19 protein-coding genes and 3 pseudogenes are annotated in these 24,248 nt (G+C 42.6%); 17 read left to right on the top strand and 5 right to left on the bottom strand.

All coding sequences use genetic code 11. The features are described 5' to 3' along the window. Positions 1–86 precede the first annotated feature (86 nt). The 4 genes and pseudogenes from WMO62_RS08070 to WMO62_RS08055 form a co-directional block, all read left to right on the top strand. A pseudogene (locus WMO62_RS08070) lies at positions 87–248 on the top strand (dTDP-4-dehydrorhamnose 3,5-epimerase family protein); the annotation flags it as partial. Between the two features lie 136 nt (positions 249–384). Further along, the gene (locus WMO62_RS08065; protein ID WP_349144357.1) at positions 385–1,086 is read left to right on the top strand and encodes a hypothetical protein; all 702 of its coding nucleotides are present in this window, start codon (positions 385–387) and stop codon (positions 1,084–1,086) included. A gap of 97 nt (positions 1,087–1,183) precedes the next feature. Next, a complete protein-coding gene (locus WMO62_RS08060) occupies positions 1,184–3,367 on the top strand; it encodes a KAP family P-loop NTPase fold protein (protein WP_349144356.1) in 2,184 nt (727 codons plus the stop codon). A gap of 53 nt (positions 3,368–3,420) precedes the next feature. Continuing rightward, the gene (locus tag WMO62_RS08055) at positions 3,421–4,554 is read left to right on the top strand and encodes a Fic family protein (protein ID WP_349144355.1); all 1,134 of its coding nucleotides are present in this window, start codon (positions 3,421–3,423) and stop codon (positions 4,552–4,554) included. A 271-nt stretch (positions 4,555–4,825) separates the two neighbouring features. On the opposite strand, the gene WMO62_RS08050 is transcribed toward WMO62_RS08055, so the two are convergent. From WMO62_RS08050 to WMO62_RS08040, 3 genes and pseudogenes are all read right to left on the bottom strand, one after another. Further along, positions 4,826–5,491 (bottom strand): ATP-binding protein, encoded by a 666-nt coding sequence (locus WMO62_RS08050; protein ID WP_349144354.1) that lies wholly within the window; start codon positions 5,489–5,491, stop codon positions 4,826–4,828. Positions 5,492–5,497: 6 nt separating this feature from the next. Then, positions 5,498–6,772 (bottom strand): annotated as a pseudogene (istA, locus tag WMO62_RS08045) (IS21 family transposase); the annotation flags it as partial. Positions 6,773–6,816: 44 nt separating this feature from the next. Next, positions 6,817–7,344: pseudogene (locus WMO62_RS08040) on the bottom strand (IS3 family transposase); the annotation flags it as partial. 413 nt (positions 7,345–7,757) lie between these two features. On the opposite strand from WMO62_RS08040, the gene murJ reads away from it, so the two are divergent. From murJ to WMO62_RS08020, 4 genes are read left to right on the top strand one after another with little or no spacing between them, the layout of a single operon-like run. Beyond that, positions 7,758–9,299 (top strand): murein biosynthesis integral membrane protein MurJ, encoded by a 1,542-nt coding sequence (gene murJ / locus WMO62_RS08035; protein ID WP_349144353.1) that lies wholly within the window; start codon positions 7,758–7,760, stop codon positions 9,297–9,299. Then, positions 9,265–10,200 carry a glycosyltransferase family 2 protein gene (locus WMO62_RS08030; protein ID WP_349144352.1) on the top strand — a complete coding sequence of 312 codons (936 nt, stop codon included), beginning with the start codon at positions 9,265–9,267 and terminating at the stop codon, positions 10,198–10,200. Before murJ ends, WMO62_RS08030 begins: the two co-directional genes overlap by 35 nt. After that, positions 10,197–11,444 carry a hypothetical protein gene (locus WMO62_RS08025; protein ID WP_349144351.1) on the top strand — a complete coding sequence of 416 codons (1,248 nt, stop codon included), beginning with the start codon at positions 10,197–10,199 and terminating at the stop codon, positions 11,442–11,444. The genes WMO62_RS08030 and WMO62_RS08025 overlap by 4 nt, the downstream gene beginning before the upstream one ends. Then, positions 11,441–12,409, top strand: coding sequence for a glycosyltransferase family 2 protein (locus WMO62_RS08020; RefSeq protein ID WP_349144350.1), 969 nt, complete (start codon positions 11,441–11,443; stop codon positions 12,407–12,409). The genes WMO62_RS08025 and WMO62_RS08020 overlap by 4 nt, the downstream gene beginning before the upstream one ends. Here WMO62_RS08020 and WMO62_RS08015 read toward each other — a convergent pair. Both WMO62_RS08015 and WMO62_RS08010 read right to left on the bottom strand, forming a co-directional pair. After that, positions 12,388–13,614 carry a glycosyltransferase gene (locus WMO62_RS08015; RefSeq protein WP_349144349.1) on the bottom strand — a complete coding sequence of 409 codons (1,227 nt, stop codon included), beginning with the start codon at positions 13,612–13,614 and terminating at the stop codon, positions 12,388–12,390. The two genes, WMO62_RS08020 and WMO62_RS08015, sit on opposite strands and share 22 nt — an antisense overlap. Before the next feature lie 17 nt (positions 13,615–13,631). Further along, entirely contained in the window at positions 13,632–14,549 is a 918-nt protein-coding gene (locus tag WMO62_RS08010) for an alpha-1,2-fucosyltransferase (RefSeq protein WP_349144348.1), read from the bottom strand. A gap of 134 nt (positions 14,550–14,683) precedes the next feature. Here WMO62_RS08010 and WMO62_RS08005 point away from each other — a divergent pair, with 134 nt between their 5' ends. The 9 genes from WMO62_RS08005 to WMO62_RS07965 all read left to right on the top strand — a co-directional run. Beyond that, positions 14,684–15,829 carry a glycosyltransferase family A protein gene (locus WMO62_RS08005; RefSeq protein ID WP_349144347.1) on the top strand — a complete coding sequence of 382 codons (1,146 nt, stop codon included), beginning with the start codon at positions 14,684–14,686 and terminating at the stop codon, positions 15,827–15,829. Further along, on the top strand, positions 15,826–17,001 hold the full coding sequence (locus tag WMO62_RS08000; RefSeq protein WP_349144346.1) for a glycosyltransferase family 4 protein: 1,176 nt from the start codon (positions 15,826–15,828) through the stop codon (positions 16,999–17,001). The genes WMO62_RS08005 and WMO62_RS08000 overlap by 4 nt, the downstream gene beginning before the upstream one ends. Positions 17,002–17,073: 72 nt before the next feature. Continuing rightward, entirely contained in the window at positions 17,074–18,930 is a 1,857-nt protein-coding gene (locus WMO62_RS07995; protein ID WP_349144345.1) for a polysaccharide biosynthesis protein, read from the top strand. A 9-nt stretch (positions 18,931–18,939) separates the two neighbouring features. Next, positions 18,940–19,890 (top strand): hypothetical protein, encoded by a 951-nt coding sequence (locus WMO62_RS07990; RefSeq protein WP_349144344.1) that lies wholly within the window; start codon positions 18,940–18,942, stop codon positions 19,888–19,890. A 16-nt stretch (positions 19,891–19,906) separates the two neighbouring features. Beyond that, a complete protein-coding gene (locus WMO62_RS07985) occupies positions 19,907–21,040 on the top strand; it encodes a DegT/DnrJ/EryC1/StrS family aminotransferase (protein ID WP_349144343.1) in 1,134 nt (377 codons plus the stop codon). Continuing rightward, positions 21,041–21,736, top strand: a complete 696-nt coding sequence (locus tag WMO62_RS07980) for a sugar transferase (protein ID WP_118596677.1) — start codon at positions 21,041–21,043, stop codon at positions 21,734–21,736. A gap of 12 nt (positions 21,737–21,748) precedes the next feature. After that, complete coding sequence (locus WMO62_RS07975) at positions 21,749–22,594, top strand: hypothetical protein (protein ID WP_349144342.1); 846 nt, start codon at positions 21,749–21,751, stop codon at positions 22,592–22,594. A 24-nt stretch (positions 22,595–22,618) separates the two neighbouring features. Then, on the top strand, positions 22,619–23,857 hold the full coding sequence (locus WMO62_RS07970; protein ID WP_349144341.1) for a glycosyltransferase family 4 protein: 1,239 nt from the start codon (positions 22,619–22,621) through the stop codon (positions 23,855–23,857). A 2-nt stretch (positions 23,858–23,859) separates the two neighbouring features. Further along, a partial coding sequence (locus WMO62_RS07965) for a Gfo/Idh/MocA family protein (protein WP_349144340.1) occupies positions 23,860–24,248 on the top strand: 389 nt, incomplete at its 3' end.

The following is a 24,248-nucleotide window of genomic DNA, read 5'->3' as shown; positions in this document are numbered from 1 at the left end:
CATTCGCCTTTCACTAAAGTCATTTTTAGTGCATACTTGAAAAAACAATGGAGTTTTTCAAGGAGGACTAAAGACTATTGTGGATATTACGGTGCCGCAATGTAATATTCAGCAAATGGTATGGAATCATGTTGTCTGTAGAAAACAAAAAACAGTTTCTGATTTAGGAAGACTTTGCTCATAGATTTTTTGTTCTGAGAGATAAGGATCAGAAATGGTTGAGATTGAAGGATACATTTAAGTTTTGAGAGGGCGAAAATATATATGGATTGGAAGCCGCTGTGGGAATTTGTGAAAAATAAGTCGAAGAAAAATTATTGGTATTTCTTTTTGTTGACTATTAGTTCAATTTATGTATATAGATATAGGTATGATATTTATCAGATGACAGAATTGGATGCTCATAATTTGGTTTTTATTTTATGGATTATTCTTTTAGGACTGCCACTGTTTTCTCAGATTGAAGTTGGAAATATTAAGTTAAAAAGAGAAATTGAACAGAACAGAGCAGAAATGAAAGAGTCGATCAGTGATCTTAAATATCAGATTTTACATATGAAAGTAGATAATTCAGCGGCAAGTACAGTTTATGTTAATAGTCAGCCATTGCCATCGAGAGATGAATTATCTGAAATACAAAAGAACGTCGCTGATAGTACGATTTCCCCGAATGAAACTATTAATTTAAAAGTGCCGGAAGAAAATCTTTATTTGTTTAAAGTACGACTGTCTTTGGAAAAGCAGTTGCTGGCGTTATGTAATTTTTTTGCATACGATAATCGCAGAAGTGTGTCTCTGATGACCCAATTTCTTCTTCGACATGAAGTGATAGAATATAATGTATCTGATCTTATTCGTGAAATTGTTAATATAGCAAACCGAGGTGTGCATGGCGAAATTATTGATGAGGACTATATTAATTTTGTCAAAAACACATATCCATTAGTCAAAAAGATTTTAGATAAAAAGTATAAATTCTATTCCAATAATAGATACTTTTGTACATGTCCTAGATGCAAATATGAAGGTCCAAGTAAATATAAGAATGAATGCCCTAAATGTGGATTTGTTTTTGATGATGAATAAGCAATAATACCTACATTGACGTTCTGAGAAGATCGGAGGGCATAGTGTCCAGCAGGAAATATACAGGTGCGATATGAGGAGAGTGGAAAGATAACCAATGTTTCATTCAGATAAGCCGATTGATAAAAAAGAATATGATTGTTTAAATCGAACAGAATTTTCAAAGCAGCTTGCAAAAGCAATTCTGGAATATACAAGAACAGATAATTTTACAATTAGTTTGTGTGGAAAATGGGGATCTGGAAAAACATCTATTTTAAACATGGTTATTGAAGAGATAGATGCCATATCAAAAAACAATATGGAAGATGAGAAACCAATCATTATCAGATTTGATCCATGGAATTATTCGGATTGCTCGCAATTGATCAGTCAGTTCTTTGCCGTCATGCAAAGTAAATTTAAAACGGAGAAGGGAAATAAGGCATTAGAAGAGATTGGAGAAGTACTGGCTGATTACTCAAAGTTGTTGGACTATGCTGCGCAATTTTTATTAGAAATTAAACCATATTTGGGGCCAGGTAAGATATTGGCTAAGTTGTTCGGAAAGCATATGGAGGAGAGAGTCAAAAGAAATCGTGACATTCAAGTAGTAAAGCAAAAAATAATCAGTAAACTGAAGAAGCAAAAGCAGAAGATCATTGTTGTAATAGATGATATTGATCGACTTAACAATTCTCAGATAAGAGCAATTTTTCAGTTGGTGAATTCTCTGGCAGGATTTCCTAATATGATATATCTATTAGCATTTGACCGGGAGATTGTTGTGCGTGCCTTGCAGGAAGAGCAGAAGTGTGATGGTGAAGAATATCTGGAAAAGATTATTCAGGTGCCTTTTGATATACCGGAAGCGGATAAAACACTTGTAAATGCGGTATTTTTTGAAAGATTGACTAATATTATGTCTGCGGAACAATACAATTTAGATCATGAATATTGGGGAATGGTTTTTCAGACATGTATTTCTCCGTATATTGTAAATATCAGAGATGTCAATCGTGTGTTAAATGCGTTTGAGTTCAAATACAACTTGATGAAAGATGAAGTTGATGCGGTCGATTTGTTGGCAATTACGGTGTTGCAGATATATGCACCAGAAATCTTTGGATGGATTCATGACAATACGGATTATTTAACAGGAAGTATTCAAACCGCAGGTGGAATTACAGGTGTTGAACAAAGCAAAAACAGAGAAAATTATAAAAAGCTATTTGGCGGAATTTATCCTGAAGCCCCTGGTCGAATGCTGTATATTATTCAGACATTATTTCCAGTTTTTTCCTGGAAAACTGGTGGACATAATAGATACAGTGATTCCAATGAAGAATTAAGAAAAAAAGATAGAATTGCGTCAGCCGAACGTATAAAAAGGTATTTTAATCTTTCACTGGAAGCGATAACGGTCAGTAAGGCAAGGTTAAAAGGAACCATATATGATTATAATGATAAACAATTAAATGAGTACTTTCAGCAATTGCTGAGAGATAATCTTTTGACAGAGTATATCCAGGAATTGATGGCATATATTCCGGACATTCCACAGGATAGAATTGCGCTATTCCTTGATAATTTAATAAAAATCCAGACTTCAGAAGAAGCATATAAAGTAAATAGTATATTTGCCCCCAAACCAGCAAGAATCTGTTATAATGCCATGATTTCCATTTTCCAGAACAATAGTGCTGAAAAGAATCTATCGTTACTGAAAGAACTGATTAGCAGTGGTGATATATCGAATATATCTATCTTGTGTGAATTAGTTGAGGAAATAGAAGAGGCACACGGAAGAATAGGCAAGAGTGTATATAGCACGCATCAGTTTATCAACGATTCTGAAATCCCAATAATAGAGAAGTCGCTTTTGGAGAGAATAAAGATAATTGCAGAAACGGGAAATATATTTGATCAGCGAGAAGTCGAATATACTTGTAGTATGTGGAAATTTCTGGAAAAAGAATCTTATGATCAGTATATGAAAAGATTACTTTGTCAGCCGGAAAATGTGCCTAAGTATTTACAATTGTGTGCAGGAACCTGGAGTACAGGTAAAATGAATGGCTGGAAATTTGCTGAAGAGAATTTTTCGGAATATATTAACAAGCAAGATGCATACACCCGGATTTGTTCTTTGAAAAATACAGAAAAGTTTTCTGCACTTGATATTTCTGATAAACAAATCGCAGTAGCATTTTATCTATGGGTCAATAGTGAGACCGATGATTATTATGAGATTAATAGAGAAAAAGTTGATTCACTGATTCCGGAGTGGGAGAAAATGTGATAGTTTAAAGTGGTTGGAAGAAAATAAAAGGGAGGACGACAAGATGGTACATCATGATATTATATGTAGATTCTAATTGGATATCTGCATATAATATGATAGAATATATGCAGATAAGGAGGCTTGCTATGCATATATTTGATTATTCATTTTTGGACAAGGGTCTGCTCCCAGCAGAAATTGTAAATTTAACATCTACCATTTCTGCCTTTAATGCGATATCAGGCGAGAGAAAAGAAAAAAACCGAAGTGTATATACAGAATTAGAAAAAATAGCCAGGGTACAGTCTGTAAAAAGTTCCAATGCAATAGAAGGAATTATTACAACGGATGTCAGAATCAAAGAAATTGTCAATAAAAACAGTGCGCCTTTAAACCATAGTGAACGAGAGATTGCAGGATACAGGGATGCACTGGATGAAATTCATTCTGCAAATAAACAGATGTCCATGAGTGAAAATATGATTCTGCATATTCATAAAGTTATGACAGAAATTGCCGGATACGAATTGTCAGGAAAGTATAAGTCAGAAGATAACTTGATTATGGAGATTGATGAGAATAGGAGACGAAGAATTCGTTTTGCTCCGGTTCCGGCAGCAGATACAAAAGAAGCGATGGAGCAGATGATATTGGCGTACATGGAAGCGAGGGATAATCCAAGGATCAATCAGTTATTACTTATTCCATGTGTGGTGCTTGATTTTTTATGTATTCATCCGTTTTCTGATGGAAATGGAAGAGTATCGAGGCTTTTATCCATTTTTCTTTTATACAAAAGTGGATATGATGTTGGGAAATATGTGTCATTAGAAGAACAGATAAACGAAGACAAAGAATATTATTATTCTGCCCTTCAGGAATCGTCTATAGGATGGCACACAAATGAGAACTCATATTTTGAATTTATCAAGAATTTTTTGTCTGTTTTATATCATTGCTATAAAGAACTTGATAAACGGTTCTCTACGGTGAATGGTAAGAGACTGAGTAAGACAGAAAGGATCGAGCAGACCGTTTTGAACAGCGTATTGCCAGTATCCAAATCAGAGATCTGTGATATACTTCCTGATGTAAGTCCAACGACAGTGGAGGCTGTTCTTGGAAAAATGGTAAAAACAGGATCGATAATAAAGCTGGGACGTGCCAGAGCAACCAAATATGTAAATGCGGATTATATTAGTTGAGAATGGCAAAAAAATGAATGGGGATTATTATATTGATAAATCGGGGCTGATAAAAGAATTTCTGAAGAGCAGTGCAAAATAGACATGGATTACTCGGCCACGTCGATTTGGTAAGACATTAAATATGGTAACCATTTAAGCGCTTACACTATACAGAGCTTTGAAGACATTACAAACATGGTTAGAAGGTGAATATTCTTGTGCGGTAACACCGCAAGTCCGGCAGACGGGAAACCGTCTGTCCGGGCTAGCGGGAACCGCTTATGCGAGTTTACTCGCGTAATGTTTTGTCCAAGCCATAAACCTCTCGCATCGAGATATCATGTTCGGCACCAATGCTTGTAATGTTGATACGATAACTGTCATGAGCAATGCGGTCAATGATTGCATCTGCCAGAGGACTATCATCACCACCCAGTTGGTCGTACCATTCCTCAAACTCATACTGGGAGCAAAAAATCGTTGAAGATTTCTTGCGTCTCCGATGGAGTAGTTCGAAGATATCTCTTTGTTCAGATTCCGTTGGTTTCAATAGAAGCCATTCGTCCAAAATCAGGACAACGGGATTGGCATACTTAGCCATCACCTTTTTGTAGTTGCCATCTGTCCGTGCCACCTCCAGATCAATAAGCAGATCAGGCAGACGGATATATTTGGTATTGTAATACTGCTTACAGGCTTCCATGTTTAGCTTGCGTCCGGAAGTATAGTTGATATCCATGATATTCGCTTCCGGCTGATCGAAACCGGCATTCTTGATCAGTCTTTTGAGACGGTTGTTTTTGCGACTGCTGTATTCGATATCCACCAGCATACCGAATTGATCCTCAAAGGGAACCTCCTTGAATTTTGGGTCATTGAGTTGGTTGCGGAATGCATCTGCCATTGTGGTAAGGCGCATTTCTATTAACTTATCCATTGTACTCTGATTGGTCATATGTGTTTACCTCCGATAGTAATTGGCACCTCGTGTGATGCCATGTGCTTTATGTGTGGTCTTGGTATCGATTGCTTCCGATGCCAGTTTTTCTGAACCGGTTACAAGTAGGTTTTTAATACTCTTGTAACTGGGTGATGCTGTATAGGATAATGCCTTTTTACAGGCAGCTTCCAGTAACGCATCTGAGTACTTCTCAGCAAGCTTAAGAAGCCCCATACAGCTTCGGTAGGTTTGTTGTTCCACACTTTTGGAGGTTAATATTGCATTGACTGCAGTGTACGTATTTATGCCAATCCGCCCAGCCCATTTACGGAAGCGGTCACCGTTCCATTCCAGATACTTCTGGTGGTCTGCCGGCATATGTTCAGTAATGGTGCTGTACTGCCCAGGGCGTCCTTTTAGACGACGATGGGAAGCAATGCGGTTATGGTTGTAGAAAATTTCAATCGTGGTGTCTGTTACCCTTATATCAACTTTCTTATTAATGTATTCGTACGGAACGGAGTATAGCATTCCGTCCACAGATATGTGATAATTGAACTGGACAGTGGCTGCTTTCCAGTCACTCAGTTCAAAACGGGTAGCAGGTAATGGTGCCAGCAATGGTTTTTCTTCCCCAAGAAATAAGCTTCGCCGACTACCCTCTTTCTTCTGAAAGAGCCTTTGGTTGAACAGTTCCAGCTTATCTCTGATTGCCAGATTCAATTCGGCAAGGGAGAAGAACTGTTCATTCCGAAGAGCTGCTGTGATCCAAGTAGAAATATTTCCTACTGTCCCCTCAGCATTCGGCTTATCTTTTGGAGCCCTGACACGCGCCGGGATAATAGCGGTGTCGTAGTATTCGGCCATTTCCTGATAAGTTTCATTGACCTTCTGGTCTTTAAAGCCACCATTGTGGACAACTGCTGTTTTACAGTTATCCAGTACGAGAATTCTGGCAACACCACCAAAATATTCGTACATATGAACATGGGCATTAATCCATGATTTCTGCTTCATATCCAGAAATGCTTCCACATATGCGTACTGACTATAAGTCATCACGCCGACAAATATATAGGCTTTGGCGATCTCACCGGTATCCGGATCAATGATTGTTGCAGGATCTCCTGCCCAATCGACCTCAACCTGCTCACCAGGTTTCCGGTTGATATGCATGGTAGCACGTCGTTTCTGCTCATCCTGCTGGATGTGATAGCAGAACTGGGAATACATAAGTGGTTTTTCGCCATTTGCATGACAATCCTCCATGTATTCTGTCCACAAGAGTTTCTTACTGAAAATGCCTTTTTCAAAGCATTAATGACCATTCTGGTATCAAGCGTATCATCTACTTCCCAGCCAACGATGCAACGACTGTGCCAATCAATAACGGCTGTCAAATATAGAAAACCTCGCTTGATTGGAATATATGTAATGTCAATAGACCATGCCTGATTTGGCTTATCTATGATAGCATTACGGAGCAGATAAGGACATACCTTGGACTGTTGCATACGCTTGGAAAGGTTCATCTTAGGATAGATTGGATAAATATCCATTTCATTCATGTAACGTCGTGTTTTTCGACGTCCCACATGATATCCTCTAGCCTTCAGCTGGGCGGACATTTGTCTTGCACCCCAGGATGGGTTATCTGTATGGAGATGATCGATAATCTCTTTACAAGCCAGTTCTTCATTGGATGTAGGTGTGTCTTTGTAATAAATACTTGTACGATTGATATCAAGCAGTTTTGCGCCGACAGAAGCCGGGATTTCTTTAGTCGTTAAAAGGTTTTGGACTAAACTTACTCTTGTAGTCTGGTCCACAAATTTCTTCAGATTTTTTTTGAGCCAGTCAACCTGCATGGTTAACTGACCAACCTTTTTGGCATACTCCGCCTTTTCCTTGCGTTCTTCAGCAAGCTCTTCTTTGAGGTTATCCTCACGCTTGTCATCAAATACAGCAGAAGCATTGTCGAGGAATTCTTTTTTTCAGTTGCGGAGCAGATTCGGCTGGATATTATTTTCAACAGCAAGGGTATTGAGATCTTTCTCACACTTAAGTAGTTCGATTACAAGGTCTGATTTAAATTTGGCACTGAAATTTCTTCTTTGTCTGGACATTTTTATGAATCCTTTCTTTGTTACTGATTTTAGTGTATCAGATTCATTAAAAACTGTCCGAAAAAGTGTCTTAATTTATGAGACCATTATACCCTAGTCTGATCACTGAAAATATGGTATGATAAACAGAAAAACCATAAAGGAACGATGATTATATGTCAGACAACAAGAAAAAGGCGATCTTAAGTTCAGCACTCCTGTTGTTCGTATTATCGCTGGTCAATAAAGGCCTTGGGTTCATCAAGTCCATGACCATTGCCTCTGTATTTGGAGCTACCATACAGACAGACGCATATTATGTGGCAGAGGGCTTGATGCAGAATGCATTACTCCCCATATCAGAGGCAGTGGCAGTTTCATTTTTACCCATTTATATTACGATTAAAGAAAAAAACAAGGAAGATGCACACAAGTTTACCAGCAGAACGATTACTGATATTTTTCTGCTGGCGCTTGTGCTGTCTGGAATTCTGTATGTTGTGGCACCAGTACTGCTGAAATTGATGCTGCCGTCTTATACGGCGGAGCAGGTGGCGATGTCGGTACATTATTTCCGAATCCTGATCTGGGGTATGTGTTTCTATATGTCTAATCAACTATTGCAAAGCTTGCTGAATGCGGAGAAGCAGTATGGATTTTCGTCTTTTACGGCTATGATGAATAACCTGATTCTGACAGGGGCAGTTCTGATAATGGGACATCGGTTCGGATTAAGTGCTATGGCTATGGCAGTACCATTTTCCTATATTGCACAGTATCTGTTTCTGCAGATTAAGAGCCGAGATTATGGCCGACTGACTATGCGTTATGGCCTGCGGGATTCCAGAATCTGGAGACTCTGTCTGCAGGCAGCTCCGATTTTCTTTGGAAATGCGATCTGTGAGTTGAATCAGCTGGTGGACAAGAGTCTGTTGTCAGGTATGGAGACCGGATCCGTAACAGCCGTATCTTATGCGGCCGTTCTGTATCAGTTTGCTTCGAATTTGATCAGTATTCCGATGACAACGATCATCTACACGGAACTGGCAGAGTCATTTGCGGCTGGCAGGAAAGAAGAAGGAGGAGCAAAACTGGAGAAAGGGATCCATATCAGTCTGTTTTGCTGTATTCCATTGTCTCTGTTTGTGATGATTGCAGCGAATCTTGTGGTGGAGATCACCTATGGTCGCGGTGCATTTGATGCACAGGCAGTAGTGATGACTTCAGAAGGACTGCGGTATTATGGACTGTGTTTTCTGGCATATTGTCTGAATGCATTGCTATTCCGTGCATGTTATTCGCTGAATGACACCATGCTTCCCATGAAAGTGGGACTGGGAACAGTTAGTCTTAATATTGTATTGTCCATTGCATTGGCACACTTCCTGGGCTTGAAAGGTGTGGTACTGGCGACAGCGATTGCCAATACACTGACTAGTATTGTAACAATCTACATTTTCAATCGAACCAAGATACGGATTCATTTGGGGCAGTTTGCACGTTCTGGAATAATGATCCTGATTGCTTCGGTGGCAGGTATGTTTGCAGCCATGTTCTGGATAAAGAGCGGAATTGTAACGAATGGAATTCTGCTATTCATAACGGCAGCATGCCTGGATTTTGGAATCTATGGAGTGCTGATGATTTTAACAAAAAATGAGATTATGATGGAGATGCTGAGCATTGGAAAAGAATTTATTGGAAAACGAAAAGGTTAGTGTCATTATTCCGGTATATAAGGTGGAAGCATATATTCGAGAATGTCTGGATTCAGTGATTCATCAGACGTATGAGAATCTGGAGATTATTCTGATCGATGATGGGTCACCTGATCAATGTGGGCAGATCTGTGATGAATATGCTGGGCGAGATTCAAGAATTCAGGTGATCCATAAAGAAAACGCGGGAGTTTCGGCGGCGAGAAATACAGGAATAGACATGGCCACAGGAACGTATATTATTTTTGCGGATTCAGATGACGTGTTGCATGAGCAGATGGTGGAAACTTATCTTCGTTATGTAGATGGAAAGCAGCTTGTTCTGTGTGATCACATATCGGATATGGAAAAGACAAAACAGGAATTGAACGTGTCTACAGAACAGCTGGACAGAAGATCATTCATGGAACTGTTCATCAGAGATTATGTGAATCCTCCATATAATAAGATCTATGAGACTCGGATTATAAAAGAACATCAGATTCATTTTCCCGAGAATAAAAATCTGGGAGAAGATCTGATCTTTAATCTGAATTATATGCAGGCTTCCAGACAATCGTATTTTATTATCCACGCTACGTTGTACTATTACAGACCTGGGAGGGAAGGAAGCCTCAGTAATTCTGTGAGACGGGATCTGTTTCAGATTCAGAAGGATAGTTTTAGTTATCTGAAAGAATTTCTTAAGAAGTCAGATATATGGACAAAAGAAAATGCAGATATCTATTATGGACTATACTGGGATCGATTGTTTATGACCTGGAAGCAGCTGCGAAAAGTGATTCCTGAGATAACAGAAGATCCTGTATGGGAAACTGTCTGGAAGGAATGCAGAACAAGAAAATTGTGTTCCTGGAAAAGACGACTGAAAAAATGTTGCTTACGAAGGAAAAGTAGATGAAAAAGACAGGAATATTTATAGTAGCAGGAATTTTTGTGGGATGGCTATTGTTAAGTCTGGCATATCTGGTTCCGACCGGAAGAATCCGCACACATATAAAAGAGTCACTTCCATTGCTGGAAAGCGAAGGTGAAAATCCATATCTGATAGAAGAATATAAGGGAAGTTCGCTGGATAATTATACGGATGAAATTATGCTGGGAACTGCCTGTTTTCAGTCGGAAAGACCATTTTACAAAGCGGCTCTGATGGCAGAACGGGAAAATACAGATGAAGAAGAACCTTTGCAGTGGCTGAAATGTGATCTGCTGAATGAGGGAGAAGGATATACAGTAAGTTATTCCAGATATTGGCATGGATATCTTATATTTTTGAAGCCGTTATTGTATTTCTTGAATTATAGTCAGATACGAAAGCTAAACAGTGTGGTTTTTGGCCTGACATTACTTTTGCTTGCAATTGCATTTGCAAAGAGAAAAATGTGGTTTGGGATTTATGCGGAAATTCTGACGCTGTTGACGCTTTTTCCGGGATCAATTCCTTTTTCTTTGCAATTCTCTGCCTGCTTTTATATTGCTGCATTTGCAGAACTTGGGTTACTGTGGAAATATGAAAAGCTGGAAGAAAAAGGATGGTTAGGATTCTATTTTTGTGGGATAGGAATGATGACCAGCTATTTGGATTTTCTTACATATCCGGTTGTTACAATAGGAATTCCTGTGATTGTCTTTGTGGTGTTATGTCCGAAGAAGTGGTTTGATTGTATCAAGGAAGTTATTATATATGGCATATCATGGGCCTGCGGTTATGTGGGAATGTGGATTGGCAAATGGGTGCTTGGAACCCTGGTAGTAGGTGAGAATCTGTTTGCAGATGCAGTGGGTTCTGTAAAGTTAAGAACTTCTGGAAGCACAGATTATATGGATTTGAGCATAGTTGATGTAGTTGGTAGAAATATGGATGTGCTGAATAATGCTTATGGAAAGATGATAACAATAGCAGGGCTTGTTGTGGTTGCGATAGCATTGGTGGTGACAGTAGTTTTGCGGAAAACAATTGATTATAAAAAAGTTTCCCTGTTGATCATGCTGTCGTTGCTTCCGATGGTATGGTATTGCGGCACAGCAAATCATTCCTATATACATTATTGGTACACATTCAGGGATTTATCAGTAACAGTTTTTGCAGTGACCATGATACCTGAGATGTTGGTTCAATCAATGAGAGCGGAGAAAAAAGAATGACGAGACCAAAGTTTTCGGTGATTGTACCGGTTTACAAAGTAGAAGAATATCTGGAAATATGTGTGAATTCCCTGCTTGCACAGAGTATGGAGGCTGGAAGCATGGAGATCATTCTTGTGGATGATGGAAGCCCGGATCGATGTGGGGAATTGTGTGATCGTCTGGCGGATTCTGATGAGGAGATTCGAGCCATTCATAAGACGAATGGAGGGCTTTCATCAGCGAGGAATGCGGGAATGCTGGAGGCACAAGGGAAATATCTGGTATTTGTGGATTCAGATGATACGTTGGAACCGGGGGCTTTGCACCATATAGAGGATGCTTTGCAAAAATATGGAGAGGCTGATGCCGTATTTTATGATGGAATAGAGGATGATGGGCGCAATCGCTTACCTTTAAGACGTATTCCGACAGAAGGCTCCAGAGTGACAGACAGTGGCAAGGATTTTATGCGGGAGAAATACAGAGACAACAATCTCAACATGGAAGCTTGGCTTTATGCCTGGAAAAAGGATTATCTGGAAGAAAATCAATTAATATTTAAAGAAGGAATTCTCCACGAAGATGTGGAATTCACACCTCGTGCATTGCTGAAGTGTGGAAAAATCATAGAATTGCCGGATCAGTTATATCACTACATGGTGCGGGAAAATTCTATCAGTACGCAGAAGAATAAGGAAAAGAATGCGAGAGATCTGTTTGCTACACTGAGAGCGCAGGACCAGATGGCGGATCAGCAGGAACCGGAACTGCGAAAGTGGATGAAAAACGGGATCCTGAACAGCTACCTGAATATGATCCAGACAGCCAGAATGTATCAGAAGCAGTACCGGAAACTGGTGGACAAGCATTTCCTACTTGGAAAGGCAGCAACCAACTGGAACCGTTTCCGGGTACTGATCTGTTTTGTAAATCTCAGACTTTACTGCTTTATGAATGATTTTTATAAGAGGACCCGTTCATAGAGGTCTTCAAACTGATCGAGCATGTTGCTCTCATCAAATGTTGTTGCTACCAGGTGTCGGCTGCTGATTCCTCTATCACGTAGCTCCTGTGGGGAAGAAAAAGCCAGTTGAATCACATCTGCCAGACTTTCTGCAGATACATCAGAAGCCAGCCATCCGCTGGCTTTTGTTATGAGCTCCGGCATGGTACAGACCGGAAAGGCAGCCACTGGAGTACCGCAGGCCATAGCTTCCACATTGGTAAGTCCAAAGGTCTCATAGACAGAAGGATTAACCAGAAGGTCTGCCAGGGAATAGAACTCATTTAACCGTTCCTGAGAGTTCAGATACCCCCAGTGATGAATCTGAAACTTCGTATTGAGTGCATGCAGTCCGGGATGATCTTTTCCGGCGATCAGCAGCAGATAGGATTCCGGATCGGGGAGCATGGATAAGGCTTTTAGCAGGTAGTCCATTCCCTTTAATTCTTTGCCGGGATCGGCTGCGATAAAGGCCAGGATCTTTGTCTGTGGATCAATCTTATGTCTGGCGCGGAGGGTAGCTTTATCAAGAGGTTTCCAGAGGGTTGTGTCCAGACTGTTGTAGATGCGCTCGCAGGGTTTACCGGCAAGATAAGAATTGTTGAACTGCGTAAGCATCCAGTCAGAGGGAACGGTGAAGGTAATGTTGGCATCGGTAAAGGCCTTCCTTTTGGCTTCCCAGAGAGTATGGGCCACATCCTTGCGGATTGCCGGATAATTTTCGAGGTGTTCACAGGTATTGCAGCCGATCTTCCAGCGGTCATCACAGCCGTGGGGATAGGTGCAGTGACCGGTCATGGCCCAGAAGTCATGAAGGGTCCATATAACAGGACATACCCGGGACAGATCGGCGATATCCTCAATTCCCAGAAAACTGTCATGTGGATTATGAAGATGGATCAGGTCAATCTTGTGCTTCTTCAGAAAATGCAGAATGTATTGTCTACTGTAGCTGATATGTAGACTGGTATTGCTGCGGTTTCCGGAAATCAGCCGGTTGAACATACGCATGAAGAACGAATCATAGAGAACATGGACGCCTTCAGGAAGTCTGGAGTGTCGGGTGTCATAGCTGACGATCTGGTATACTTCATGTCCCCGGGCACGCATGCCATGAAAGATCTGAGAGGTTACTTTTTCGGCACCGCCGCATTGAAAGGTTGTGTTTAAGTAAAGAATATTCATATAGTTTTCTGTAACTCCTATTTAACTTTTCGAATCAGTTTGAGAATACGACCTTTGAAACGCATCATGTGGCAGCTTCTTCGGGAGTGTGGATCCTGACGGGCTGGAATACTGATCCAGTCATCGCAGAAGCAGTCCTCTTTCTGGAATTCAAGCCCCACTGGATAGACAGAAGGGCGTAACACCACTTTATCGGGATCAGCATTTAGTACTGCTGACATGATGGAGAAGGAACTGTTACAGATAATCTGCCAGTGACATTTTGACATCATATTCAGATCGTGAACCAGTGATCCGCGGCAGATTTCGCAGTCGTATTTCTCCAGAAATTCATTGACGATGCCGCCGGAAGTTTCTTTCTTGTCATAGAAGAGCAGAAAGACAGGATCTTTTACCTGCTTTTTGATTTCTTCTGCGGCGTGGAACCAGTAGTCATCGGCCAGACGGAATCCCTGCCGAAGATAATCGGGTCCTACACGAAAATGTGTGGCGATCAGCGGTCTTTCCGGATATTTCTGCTGAAGGGCTGCTATCTGCGCCTGCACGTCATCCTCAATGTCTGCGGGAAATGCAAACCATTCACGGACATTTTCCAGATTATCTTGAAAGTAGCGGTAAGAGATAAAATGGCCATTCATCAGCGTATCAGGCGGGACGGTCAGTGCCGATTCTTGATAGTTGGTGGAACGAACATGAAGGGGTGGCTCATCCCAGGTGTGACAAATCTGTGACGGCATGGAGGAGAGAAATTCCTCTTTGATATTAGGAAAGATCGTGTGAATCTCATTTCCATAATGTTGATCGGAATCGTTGATCAGAGTATTGTGGGCGCGAACAAAACCGAAGGATTCACCACGGCTCTCTGCAATGGTCTTTACCGAAGCGTATGTGAACATCTGATTGCCAAGCTGATCAGAGATGGTAGCAACTAACATAGAACAGACTCCTTTTTCTTTTCAATATCCTTATTGTAAGATAAAATAGGGGAAAGGAAAAGACCATATTTGCTTTTTCTATGTCCGGGCATTATAATAAAAACCAGAAATCGAGAAAAACAGGAGAAATATCTATGAGAGGAAGCATTGCCCTTGTAGTAGTAGGGTATAATCGTCCGAAATCCATGAGGAGAATTCTGGATTCCCTGAATCGGGCGCAGTATGACTATACAGAGATTCCGCTGGTGATCAGTATCGACAACAGCGGAGATGACAGTGTCAGAAAAGAAGCGGAGAGCTTTCAGTGGAAGCATGGGGAGAAGAGGCTGATCTGCCATAAGGAGCGGATGGGACTTCGGAAACATATCATATCCTGTGGTGACCTGACAGAAGAATATGGAGCGGTGATGATCCTGGAGGACGACCTCTATGTGTCACCGGATTATTATAATTATGCCGTGAAGGCATTGGAAAAATATGGTGACCATCCGAAGATTGCAGGTATTTCTTTGAATACCAAGAGGGAACTGTTGGAGAGTCCTTATCCGTTTTTCCCAAGACATACAGGCTACGATGTGTATTTTCAACAATTTGCATCTTCCTGGGGACAGGTATGGAACCGGAGAATGTGGACGGATTTTAAGAAGTGGTATGACCAGCATCCGACTTTGCCATGGAATGTGAATGTTCCGCTGACCGTGCTGAATTATCCGGATACTTCATGGGCAAAATTTTATCAGACTTATGTGGTAGAGCAGGATAAGTATTATGTGTTCAGCTATGATTCCCTGACAACGAATTTTGGCGATGCAGGGGAGCATTTTAATCATAATTCTTCCGCATTCCAGTCGGTGTTGTTTTATGGAAAGAAAGACTATCGGATGCCGGAGTTCGAAGATGGGGTGAAGTATGACATTTTCGGAGAACCGGTGGGACTGGGAGAGGTTCTTGGTGTACCGGAGGAAGAACTGACCTGTGACCTGTGGGGAAGAAAGCAGCCGGAAGCTTATCGGAGATATTTGCTGACCTGTGTGAGAAAACCTTATCAGCTTATCTGTCAGTACTCCATGTGCATGAAGCCGATGGAACTGAATATCCTAGAGAAGATTCCGGGACAGGATATTACGCTGTATGATACTTCGGTCCATGAGGGAAATGCAGAATCCGCGCAGAAATCAAAGATCCGCTATCTGGAGTATGGATATGGGATCATCAACGGCAGGGATCTTCTTCGATGGGGATTGCAGAAAATGAAGCAGAAGTTTGGTAAGAAAAGATGAAAATATGTTTTATTGGCCCCAGTATGGGTGACTGCGGAGGCGTACAGCGGGTGATGGCGGTGATCGCCAATGGTCTGAGCGCGGATCATGAAGTGACCATGATCTCCCTCGATAATGACACAGAACGGTCATTTTATCCGCTGGCAGATAAAGTCCGCCTCGTAAACTATAATGACTATCATTATAATAAAAACTGGATTGCAAGAGGAATCCGAGGTCTGGCAAAGCGAAGACAGAAGGTATTGCCTGCATCGCTGGCAAAATATGCCTATTTCCCGGAATATCTGATTGATGGAGTCTGCAATCTGGTAAAGCAGGGAGAATATGACTGTGTGATCGGATCTACCGTATCCAGTGCGGTACTGGTGGGGCTTATGAAAGAAAAACTTCCGGGAGTTCGGCTGATAGGATGGCATCATAACTCCTATGAGATCTATTTTCAGACGCCGGTGCATGGATTTCTGATCCAGAGGAAGTTATCAGCCATTGCATTGAGGAAGCTGGATGCGTTGATCACGCTGACAGCGCATGATGCGGGGAAATATCAGGAGCAGATGAAGATCAATGCGGGCTATATTTATAATCCGCTGAGTTTTTCCAGTCAGCAGAAGTCCACACTGACAGATAAGATTCTGCTGTTTGTGGGCAGACTGGAGAGAAAACAAAAAGGAACCGATATGCTTCTGGACATTGCAGAGGAACTGTTTCATCACAGAGGTTATGGAGATTGGAAGCTTCGGATCATCGGAAATGGAAGCGGATACAAAGACACTGAGGAAGATATCAGACGTCATGGTCTGGAAGATCAGGTGGAGCTGCTGGGAGAACGGGAGGAAGTGATTCCGTTCTACAGGGAAGCGTCTGTGTTTGTGTCCACATCTCGCTGGGAAGGCTTCGGACTGGTTATCACAGAGGCTATGGAGTGCGGTCTCCCCGTGGTCTCTTTCCGTACAGATGGTCCGTCGGAGATCATCAGGGATGGACAGGACGGAATCCTTATCGACAATTACCGGAAGGGTCAGTTTGCGGACGCGCTGGAACGTCTGATGACAGATGAAGAGCTTCGCAAGCGAATGGGAACTGCAGCCACAGAGCGGGCAGAAGAATTTAATCTGGCGCATATTCTTAGAAAATGGGAGTCCGTACTGACAGGAGATACACCATACTTGTAAAATCTCTATAAAAGTGATAAACTATTACAAAATATGGGCTATTATGCGCTTTGCCCGATTTTGGGAGCGAATATGTTAAAATATAAGAATAAAAGACTGATATTCAGGATCATACTGCTGGTGTTGATGGATATGCTGATCATCACCGCAGCGGGTCCGCTGGCCATCTATGTGCGGTACAATCTGTTCTTTGATCCGCAGGCCATTGAGTTTATTGAGAATATCTTCCAGTATCTTCCGGTGAATCTGATCCTTACAGTGATCGTGTTTGCCGTTTTTCGGTTGTATCAGGGAATCTGGAAATATGCCAGTGCATCGGATCTGGTAAATATTATTGTGGCATGTCTGATATCCGCGGTGACTCAGACGGTAGGCATGACGCTGATGGACCTTCGGTTTCCGAGAAGTTATCCTTTTATGTACTTTGCAGTGCTGGCGGCTGGAATTTCCGTATTCCGATTTACCTATCGGATCCTTGCTTATTTCCGACAGAAGCAGCAGGGACTGATCAAGGAAGGCAAGACCAATACCATGATTGTGGGTGCCGGTGAGGCTGGAAATACGTTGTTGAAGGAGCTGCAGAACAGCAAGTTCGTAGAGCAGAATGTATGCTGTCTGGTGGATGATGATCCGGGCAAGATTGGAAAGTATCTGAGAGGTGTGCTGGTAGCAGGTAACCGCAAGGATATCTGTCGTCTGGTAGAGGAATACCATGTTGATGAGATCATGATCGCCATTCCATCGGCATCTCATGCTGAGATTCAGGAACTGCTGGATATCTGCAGTCAGACAAGCTGTAAGCTGAAGGTACTGCCAGGAATCTATCAGCTGGTAAACGGAGAGGTCAGTGTCTCCAAGCTCCGCAATGTGGAGATTGAGGATCTGCTGGGAAGAGAACCCATTGATACTCAGGTGGAGAGTATTATGGGGTATGTGTCCGGAAAGGTAGTGTTGGTCACCGGTGGGGGAGGTTCCATCGGAAGTGAACTTTGCCGTCAGATCGCAAGACATGAGCCCAGGCAGCTGGTCATCTTTGATATTTATGAAAATAATGCCTATGACATTCAACAGGAGCTGAAGCGGGATTATCCGGAACTGAATCTGGTAGTGCTGATTGGTTCTGTGAGAAATACTCATCGAATCAATGGAGTGTTTGAAAAATATCATCCGCAGATCGTCTACCATGCGGCAGCCCACAAGCATGTGCCGCTGATGGAGGACAGCCCCAATGAGGCTATCAAGAATAACGTGATGGGTACTTATAAGACGGCCCAGGCAGCTGATAAGTATGGTGTGTCTCGTTTTGTATTGATTTCTACCGATAAAGCAGTGAATCCAACTAATATCATGGGAGCTTCTAAGCGTCTCTGCGAGATGGTGATTCAGATGATGAATAACCGGTCAAAGACCGAGTTCGTGGCAGTCCGCTTTGGAAATGTGCTGGGAAGTAATGGAAGTGTCATTCCGTTGTTCAAAAAGCAGATTGAAGAGGGCGGTCCAGTGACGGTAACGCACCCGGATATTATCCGCTACTTTATGACCATTCCGGAGGCGGTATCTCTGGTACTGCAGGCTGGAGCCAGAGCCAAAGGTGGTGAGATTTTCGTCCTCGATATGGGAAAACCGGTGAAGATTCTGGATCTGGCATTGAATCTGATCCGTCTGTCGGGTCTGAAACCTTACGAGGATATTGATATTGTATTTACCGGTTTACGACCGGGAGAGAAGCTCTATGAGGAACTTCTGATGGATGAGGAGGGATTACAGAGCACTGATAATGAACTGATCCACATTGGAAAACCTATTGATTTTGATGAAGAACTGTTTACCCATCAATTGGAAGAACTGGATGAGCTGTCTCGGATGGACAGCCCGAAGATCAAGGAAAAAGTGATGGAAGTGGTTCCAACTTATCATATGAAAGGGTAGCAGAAAGCTATGAACTATGTAATCACACAGGTGGCAAAGCCTCAGAAGAATACGTTGCCGCAGATGCAGCAAAAATCTGTACAAAATGTGGATTCTGCCATGAATGTATATTTGGAGAATGCACTGGTATCACTGGCATCTGCAAAGCAGACCACACCTGATGTAGTGTGTATTCTGAACTGTAATTTTGAGATTCCGGAGAGATATCAGAAGACGGCGGAAGTTGCAGGTGTTGAGATCCATCAGGTTCCTTATGGCAAATATAAGAGCAATGAGGATTTTCCATGGGCGATCACTCAGTATAAATTTGATTCCATGGAACATGCCATTGGTCTGATGCAGGAAGAGGACTGTTTGATGATGTTGGATACAGATACAGTCTGTGTGCAAAACCTCGATGAGATCTTTGAAGAGGCGAAGACAGGACTGATCCTGTATGCAACTCATCACGGATATGAGCAGAAGATCCGTCAGCAGATGCTTCAAAATTATCAGAAGATGTATGGGATAGAGCGGAAGAATCTGGTTCATTATGGGGGCGAGTTCCTGGCAGGCAGCAAAGCGGTGATGAAAGAACTCCTGGATGACTGCAGCAAGGTCATTATAAAAGCGCGCGAGACGGAAGGAATTCATCCATGGGCGGATGAAGAAGCATTTTCCATTGCGATAGCAGAGTTCTGGGATAAGAAGATCTATCCAGCCAATGCGTATATTTACCGGTTCTGGACCAATCAGTTTTATCTGGTGACGACCAATTATTATTATGATCCTCTTCGAATCTGGCATCTTCCGGCAGAAAAGAACTATGGAATGGTGCTTTTGTATGAGTATTTTGAAAAGAATCATCGCTTCCCTTCCATGGAGCAGATGGCAAAGATGGTGGGAATGCCGGGAACAAAACATAAAAAGTGGAATCTTTATCGGTTAAAGATGAGAATTAGAAATAAACTGAGTCATTAAGAAAAGAGGCGTAACTATGGCACATATTTATCTTGCTTCTCCGCACATGAGCGAAGAAGGATATGAGCAGCAGTATGTAAAAGAGGCATTTGATACCAACTGGATCGCACCACTTGGCAAGAATGTCAATGAATTTGAGAAAGAACTGGCAGCATATGTGGGAGCGAAGGATGCAGCGGCATTATCTTCAGGCTCTGCAGCTCTGCATCTGGCACTGAAAGCAGCCGGAGTCAAATCAGGAGATATTGTATTCTGCCAGGATCTGACTTTCTCAGCAACTGCCAATCCCATTGCATATGAGAAAGCGATTCCGGTCTTTATCGACAGTGATTATGAGACCTGGAACATGTCTCCGGAAGCACTGGAGCGTGCCTTTGAGAAATATCCCGATGTGAAGGCGGTTATGCCGGTACATCTGTATGGACTTCCGGCAAACATGGATCGGATCATGGAGATCTGCAAGAAACACGGTGTTCCGGTAATCGAGGATGCGGCAGAGAGTCTGGGAACATTGTATCATGGACAGTATACAGGAACCTTTGGAGATTATGGCGCATTTTCATTTAATGGAAATAAGATCATCACCACTTCCGGCGGTGGCATGCTGGTATGTAATCTTCCGGAGGAGCAGGCGAAGGAACGGATCGCTAAGGTTCGCTTCTGGGCAACACAGGCAAGAGAGAAAGCCCGCCATTATGAACACAAGGAAATTGGATATAATTATCGTATGAGCAATATTGTGGCAGGTATCGGCCGCGGACAGATGAAGGTTCTGGATCAGAGAATTGAGCAGAAGCGTCATATCTTTGCTTACTATCAGGAGCATCTGGGAGATCTGGAAGGATTATCCTTCATGCCACTGCATGAGAATGAGAGAGCCAACTGCTGGTTGTCTGTGATCCAGCTGACACCTGACTGCAAAGTATGTCCGCTGGATGTGATGGTCGCACTGGAACAGGGAGATATTGAGAGCCGCCCGGTATGGAAGCCTATGCATATGCAGCCGGTATTTGCGGACTGCGATTACATTGACAACGGAAAGGTTGGCGAGAGCCTGTTTGAGAATGGAGTCTGCCTGCCAAGCGATACCAAGATGACAGATGAAGATTTGAAACGCATCTGTACGATTATCAGAGGATTGTGGAAGTAAATGAGACAAGGGATCTATGCCAGAAGTATTAAGAGAAAACTGGATATTCTGCTGTCTGGTACGGCACTGGTTGTACTAAGTCCGGTCATGGCAGTGACTGCCTGGCAGGTAAGAAAGAAGCTGGGAAGTCCGGTACTGTTTACACAGCTCCGTCCTGGTAAAGGTGAGAAGATCTTTAAGATGTATAAGTTCCGTACCATGACGGACGAGCGAGATGCCAAGGGCAATTTGCTTCCAGATGAGCAGCGGCTGACAGAGTTTGGAAAGTTTCTGCGGGAGAGCAGTCTTGATGAACTGCCGGAGCTTTTCAACATCTTAAAGGGTGATATGAGTATTGTAGGACCGAGACCGCAGCTGGTGCGGGATATGGTATTCATGACTAAAGAGCAGAGACGGCGTCACAAAGTGACGCAAGGGTTGACCGGGCTTGCTCAGGTCAGCGGGCGGAACAATATTTCCTGGGAAGAGAAGCTGGCATATGATCAGGAATATGTAAAACACATTACATTCTTGGGGGATCTGAAGATTATTTTCAAGACCATTGGAAATGTACTGAAGAAAGAAGATATTAACACAGATGGCATGGCGACCGCAGAGGATTTTGGGGATTATCTCCTGCGGACCGGTCAGGTGGATCAGAAAACCTATGACCGAAAGCAGCGCATTGCCAGAAGAATCTGTGAGAAGAACAGTTAAAGAGGATAGAGAATGAACAACGAGTGGGAATATTATAACCATGCGCTGGTGCCGACATTGCCGCCGCATATGGATCCGGATACTTCGTGGATGAAGGATTCAGCTAAGTGGAAAGAATATGCAGGCGGAAAGATGCCGCTGTTTGCCAGATGGGTGTCGGATTTCGACTGCTCAGAGGAGACCGAGTGGTGGTGCATTATCAAAGATACTCCATTTGATATCATGTCATTGAAGTCAAATCGTAGAAGTCTGATTACCAGAGGACTGAAACGAGTAGATGTGAAGGTGATCATTCCTGCAGACTACGCAGAGCAGATGTCGAATATTTTGGTTAAGGAATGGAAGTATTATGATGATTCCTATGAAGAAGGAAATGATCGTCAGGAGCAGACCGAGGAGTTTAAGAAGCTGACCTGTGAGAATCTGGGTAATTCCGAGTATCTGGGAGCGTTTCTGAAGGATACAGATACGATGATTGGATATGCAATTTACAATCTGTTTGATGACTGGATCGAATATTCGGTTGTGAAGACTGACCCAGAGTATCTGAATACGCAGGTAAATGCTGCACTTGCTTATTTTGGTGTGGAGCGCTACATGAGACCGGGTATCAAGTATATTCACGGCGGTTGGAGAACCATGATCCATGAGTCTAATTATCAGGAATATCTGCTGAAAAATTTTGGATTTCGCAAGGCATATTGTAAACTGCATATTCAATACCGGCCATTGATGAAGCTTGCAGTGAATGTGCTGTATCCATTCCGTGGGATTATTAAGAAATTTTCGAAAAATAAGCTGATCTATCATGTATGGTGTACCATGCGTCAGGAAGAGATCCATCGTACGTTTCGATAAAGCAACAAGAAGGAGATATAGTTTATGAATATTTGGTTTTTCAATCATTATGCGGTGCCGACCAGTCTGTATCCGCTGGCAAGACCTTACCATTTTGCTAACCATCTGCAGCAGAAGGGACACAAGGTGACCATCTTTGCAGCAAGCTCGGTTCATCTGTCAGACAAGAACCTGATCACAGATGGCAGACAGATGAGAGCAAAACGGGTGGATGGTATCCGCTATGTATTTTTGAAAGCCAGAAATTATGAAGGAAATGGTCTGGGACGAATCCTGAATTTCTTTGATTATACCATTCGTCTGTTTACCCAGACCGGTAAGTTCAACAAGCCGGATGTAATCATGGCAACATCGGTGCACCCACTGACCTGCGTGGCTGGCATTATTTTGGCAAAGAAATATCATTGTCCCTGCGTGTTGGAGATCGCAGACCTGTGGCCGCTGACGCTGGTAGAGTATGGTGCCATGAAAGAAGGCCAGCTGGTGACCAGAGCATTGTATGCCCTGGAGCATTGGTTGTACAAGAAGGCAGACGCAGTGATCTTCACCATGTTCGGTGGAAAAGAATATATCCAGGATATGGGCTGGGAGAAGGATGTGGATCTTGATAAGATCTATTACATCAACAATGGTGTGGATCTTGGCATCTATCACAGACAGCAGAAAGAGGACTGGCTGCCGGATGAGGATCTGGACCGGAAGGATACCTTCAAGGTGATGTACACCGGTTCCATGGGAGTGGCCAACTCCGTACAGGATATTCTGGATGCAGCGATCCTTCTGAAAGAACACAAGGAGATCCAGTTCTTCCTCTATGGTGCAGGTTATCAGGAAGAAGATCTGAAGAAATACAAGGAAGAGCATCATATTGACAATGTGCATTTCAAAGGCCGCGTAAATAAGCGGTTCATTCCGGGTATTTTATCCAGAGGAAACTTAAACATGCTCACAGGCCCCAGTGACCGGGTATCTGAGTATGGTATGAGTATGAATAAAATGTTTGATTATATGGCATCCGGTCACCCGACTCTGTCCAATATTCAGACAAGAAATGATATTTTTGTAGACAATCATTGTGGTATGACCATTGAAGAGGGAAGCCCGCAGGCTATGGCAGATGGGATACTGAAATTTGCACAGATGGATCCGACTGAGTATGAGACCTATTGCCACAATGCAACAGAAACTGTAAAGGAATATGATTTTGGATATCTGACAGATCGGCTGGAAGAGATCCTGAAGAAGGAAGTAGAGGAAAAATAAGTATGAAATACGCACTGATCGGCTGCGGCCGTATTGCTACCAACCACATTAAAGCAGTATTGAATAATCATCTGGAGTTTGCAGCGGCCTGCGATGTGAATCCGGAAAATATTGAGACCTTGCTGGCGAAGCATGGTCTGGAGAAGGACAGCTCCATTGCACGTTACACGGATTATAAGAAGATGATCGAGGAAGTGAAACCGACACTGGTTGGTATCGCTACCGAGAGCGGACTTCATGCAGAGATCGCTTTGTTCTGTATTGATCATGGAGTTAACTGTATCATTGAGAAACCGATGGCTATGAGCATTGAGGATGCGGACGAGATCATCCGTCGTTCCCGGGAAAAGAACGTGAAGGTATCTGCCTGCCATCAGAACCGGTTCAACCT

The organism is Hominiventricola aquisgranensis (assembly GCF_040096225.1).
GTDB classification, from domain to species: domain Bacteria; phylum Bacillota; class Clostridia; order Lachnospirales; family Lachnospiraceae; genus Hominiventricola; species Hominiventricola aquisgranensis.
This window is presented reverse-complemented; position numbering and strand designations above follow the sequence as displayed.

Excerpts from the sequence above, each read along its gene's own strand:
- WMO62_RS08015 (WP_349144349.1), bottom strand. The coding sequence starts at position 13,614 with ATGAATATTCTTTACTTAAACACAACCTTTCAATGCGGCGGTGCCGAA.
- WMO62_RS07970 (WP_349144341.1), top strand. The coding sequence starts at position 22,619 with ATGAATATTTGGTTTTTCAATCATTATGCGGTGCCGACCAGTCTGTAT.
- WMO62_RS07990 (WP_349144344.1), top strand. The coding sequence starts at position 18,940 with ATGAACTATGTAATCACACAGGTGGCAAAGCCTCAGAAGAATACGTTG.
- WMO62_RS08025 (WP_349144351.1), top strand. The coding sequence starts at position 10,197 with ATGAAAAAGACAGGAATATTTATAGTAGCAGGAATTTTTGTGGGATGG.
- WMO62_RS08020 (WP_349144350.1), top strand. The coding sequence starts at position 11,441 with ATGACGAGACCAAAGTTTTCGGTGATTGTACCGGTTTACAAAGTAGAA.
- WMO62_RS08010 (WP_349144348.1), bottom strand. The coding sequence starts at position 14,549 with ATGTTAGTTGCTACCATCTCTGATCAGCTTGGCAATCAGATGTTCACA.
- WMO62_RS08055 (WP_349144355.1), top strand. The coding sequence starts at position 3,421 with ATGATATTATATGTAGATTCTAATTGGATATCTGCATATAATATGATA.
- WMO62_RS07980 (WP_118596677.1), top strand. The coding sequence starts at position 21,041 with ATGAGACAAGGGATCTATGCCAGAAGTATTAAGAGAAAACTGGATATT.
- murJ (WP_349144353.1), top strand. The coding sequence starts at position 7,758 with ATGTCAGACAACAAGAAAAAGGCGATCTTAAGTTCAGCACTCCTGTTG.
- WMO62_RS08050 (WP_349144354.1), bottom strand. The coding sequence starts at position 5,491 with ATGACCAATCAGAGTACAATGGATAAGTTAATAGAAATGCGCCTTACC.
- WMO62_RS08060 (WP_349144356.1), top strand. The coding sequence starts at position 1,184 with ATGTTTCATTCAGATAAGCCGATTGATAAAAAAGAATATGATTGTTTA.
- WMO62_RS07985 (WP_349144343.1), top strand. The coding sequence starts at position 19,907 with ATGGCACATATTTATCTTGCTTCTCCGCACATGAGCGAAGAAGGATAT.
- WMO62_RS08005 (WP_349144347.1), top strand. The coding sequence starts at position 14,684 with ATGAGAGGAAGCATTGCCCTTGTAGTAGTAGGGTATAATCGTCCGAAA.
- WMO62_RS07975 (WP_349144342.1), top strand. The coding sequence starts at position 21,749 with ATGAACAACGAGTGGGAATATTATAACCATGCGCTGGTGCCGACATTG.
- WMO62_RS07995 (WP_349144345.1), top strand. The coding sequence starts at position 17,074 with ATGTTAAAATATAAGAATAAAAGACTGATATTCAGGATCATACTGCTG.
- WMO62_RS08000 (WP_349144346.1), top strand. The coding sequence starts at position 15,826 with ATGAAAATATGTTTTATTGGCCCCAGTATGGGTGACTGCGGAGGCGTA.
- WMO62_RS08065 (WP_349144357.1), top strand. The coding sequence starts at position 385 with ATGACAGAATTGGATGCTCATAATTTGGTTTTTATTTTATGGATTATT.